This window comes from Devosia sp. (genome assembly GCF_041917035.1).
Lineage (GTDB): Bacteria > Pseudomonadota > Alphaproteobacteria > Rhizobiales > Devosiaceae > Devosia_A.
Map to the genome: position 1 here is coordinate 1 of NZ_JAYRYM010000384.1, position 2,457 is coordinate 2,457.

Here is a 2,457-nt window from a genome sequence, read left to right on the forward strand (position 1 = left end):
TGCCGGCCGGATGAGCCTCGAGCGCTTCGTCGACATGACCAGCCACGGCCCGAACCGGCTGTTCGGCATCGCCAGCAAGGGCCGGATCGCGGTGGGCTACGATGCCGACCTCACCGTCGTCGACCTCGGGCGCCGCGAGACCATCCGCAACGACTGGGTGAGGAGTCGCGCCGGCTGGACCCCCTATGACGGAGTCGAGGTGACGGGCTGGCCGGTCGGCACGATCGTGCGCGGCCGGACGGTGATGTGGCAGGGGGACCTCGTGACGCCGGCCACGGGCCAGCCGATGCGCTTTCTCGAATCGCTCTGAGGCCGGCCTGCCGGCTCCCCGCGCCCCGGAAACGGGGCTCAGCCGCCGAGCGTCTCGCTCGCGACGTTGATGTACTTGCGCCCGGCATCGGCGGCGGCGTTGACGGCGGCCTTGATGTCGAGATCGGCGCGCACCCGGGCGAGCTTGACCAGCATGGGCAGGTTGACCCCGCAGATCACCTCGACATTGCGCCCGTGCATGGCGGAGATGGCGAGGTTCGAGGGCGTGCCGCCGAACATGTCGGTGAGGATCACCACGCCCTGGCCCTGGTCCGCCCGTCCCACACAGACAAGGATATCCTCGCGCCTCTGCTCCATGTCGTCATCGGGGCCGATGGCGACGGTTTCGACGAAGTCCTGCGGACCGACCACGTGCTGGAGAGCAGACTTGAACTCGTCGGCGAGCGCTCCGTGCGTCACCAGAACCATGCCGATCATGCAATATCCCCATACTGGTTCCGGCGCGGCGCCTACTGGCACCCACGACGAGCGGCGCCGAAGTGTCGGCCGCATGGGAGGTCGATTCAAGTGGTTTTTTGTCGCGTTCCCCGGCGCCGTGGCGGCAGCGCCCGCACCGCCTCGCGGATCAGCAGCAGCTGATGGCGGGCATCGACCACCCCGGCCCGCGGCACCGGCGCGCGCGCCACGCGCACCCCCAGCAGCTCGGTCGACAGGGCGTCCTCCTCCACCATCCGGTCCATCGTCTCGACCAGGTCGATGACGAGGTCGAGCGGAGCCTGCTCGACATGGGGCCGCTTGACGATGCCGCGCCCCCTGAGCTCGATCAGCCCGGCGATCGACCTGGGGGCCTGCAGCCACAGCCCCTTGTCCGACCTGACCACGTCGACGCGGTCATCCGAGACCAGCCGGCCGCCCAGCCCCCGCGCCTCCCATTCGTCGATCAGCTCCAGCGCCAGCAGGGACTTGCCGGCCCCCGACGGACCTCGCAGGATCAGCCCGATCCCGCCCAGCACCAGGGCCGTCGCGTGGATGTTCTGCGTCTCGCTCATCGCTTCTTCTCGCCCGCGGCTCGCCTGAGGGTAACGGTGAACACCGCGCCGCTCCGGTCGGTCCGGTTGGCGGCGCCAATCGTGCCGCCATGCGCGTCGATGATCTGCCTGGAAATGGCGAGGCCGAGCCCGGAATGGTCGCCGAAGCTCTCGCCCTCCGGTCGGTCGGTATAGAAGCGCTGGAAGATGCGGCTGATGTCGCCGCGAATGCCCGGTCCCTCGTCGGTCACCGTCAGCACCAGCCGCTCCTCCTGCGCCGTGATCCGCACCGCCACCCGGCCACCTTCCGGCGAGAACGACACGGCATTGTCGATCAGGTTGTTGAGCACCTGCGCCAGCCGGCTGTCGTGGCCCATCACCACCGGCGGCAGGCGCCCGGTATCGATCTCGAGGGTCACCTCGACCTTGCGGTTGGCGGCGACATCCTTCTGGATCGAGACCATCGCCTCGGCCAGCTGGCCGATATCGACGCGCTCGGCGCTGCGGCGGGCCAGTTCGGCATCGAGCCGGCTGGCATTGGAGATATCGGAGATCAACCGGTCGAGGCGCCGCACGTCGTGCTGGATGATGGCATTGAGTCGCTCCCGGTCCTCGGCGCGCTTGGCCCGCGGCAGCGTCTCTACGGCACTCCTGAGCGAGGTCAGCGGGTTCTTCAGCTCGTGCGCCACGTCGGCGGCAAAGCGCTCGATCGCCTCGATGCGGTTGTACAGCGCCGAGGTCATCGACCGCAGCGCCCGGCTGAGGTGGCCCACCTCGTCAGTGCGCTCGGGGAAATCCGGGATCTCGGCGCGGCTCGATACGGTCGAATGCACTTCCTCGGCGGCCCCGGCGAGGCGGCGCAGTGGCCCGGCTATGGTGCTGGCCATCAGCAGCGACAGGATGATCTGCACCGTCGCCGCAACCAGTGCGATGCGCAGCAGCCCCCAGCGTTCGGCGCTGGCGATCTGGTCGATGTCGCCCGGCTGGGTGGAGAGCAGCAGCACGCCCACCGTGGCGCGCACGCGCTGCACCGGCACCGCCACCGACACCACCAGCTGGTGCTTGCTGTCGACACGCACGATCGCCGTGGCCGCCCCGGTCAGTGCCGCGGCGACCTCCGGATAGCGCGTCCCCTCGTCCGCCCCCAACTCCTGGTACT

At 69.6% G+C, this 2,457-nt stretch carries 4 protein-coding genes; 1 reads left to right on the plus strand and 3 read right to left on the minus strand.

The annotated features are described in order from the left end of the window. Positions 1-310 (plus strand): amidohydrolase family protein (locus ACE3TU_RS21360; protein WP_374627872.1); only part of this gene is annotated, 310 nt, incomplete at its 5' end. Positions 311-348: 38 nt separating this feature from the next. Here the strand turns inward: ACE3TU_RS21360 and ACE3TU_RS21365 are convergent. The 3 genes from ACE3TU_RS21365 to ACE3TU_RS21375 all read right to left on the minus strand — a co-directional run. Next, positions 349-747, minus strand: a complete 399-nt coding sequence (locus ACE3TU_RS21365) for a PTS sugar transporter subunit IIA (RefSeq protein ID WP_374627873.1) — start codon at positions 745-747, stop codon at positions 349-351. Positions 748-833: 86 nt separating this feature from the next. Further along, positions 834-1,319, minus strand: a complete 486-nt coding sequence (locus ACE3TU_RS21370; protein ID WP_374627874.1) for an HPr kinase/phosphorylase — start codon at positions 1,317-1,319, stop codon at positions 834-836. Next, on the minus strand, positions 1,316-2,457 hold a 1,142-nt coding region (locus ACE3TU_RS21375; RefSeq protein ID WP_374627875.1), incomplete at its 5' end, for a sensor histidine kinase. The genes ACE3TU_RS21370 and ACE3TU_RS21375, both read right to left, overlap by 4 nt.

Coding starts and splice junctions, on each gene's coding strand:
- ACE3TU_RS21370 (WP_374627874.1), bottom strand. CDS start 1,319: ATGAGCGAGACGCAGAACATCCACGCGACGGCCCTGGTGCTGGGCGGG.
- ACE3TU_RS21365 (WP_374627873.1), bottom strand. CDS start 747: ATGATCGGCATGGTTCTGGTGACGCACGGAGCGCTCGCCGACGAGTTC.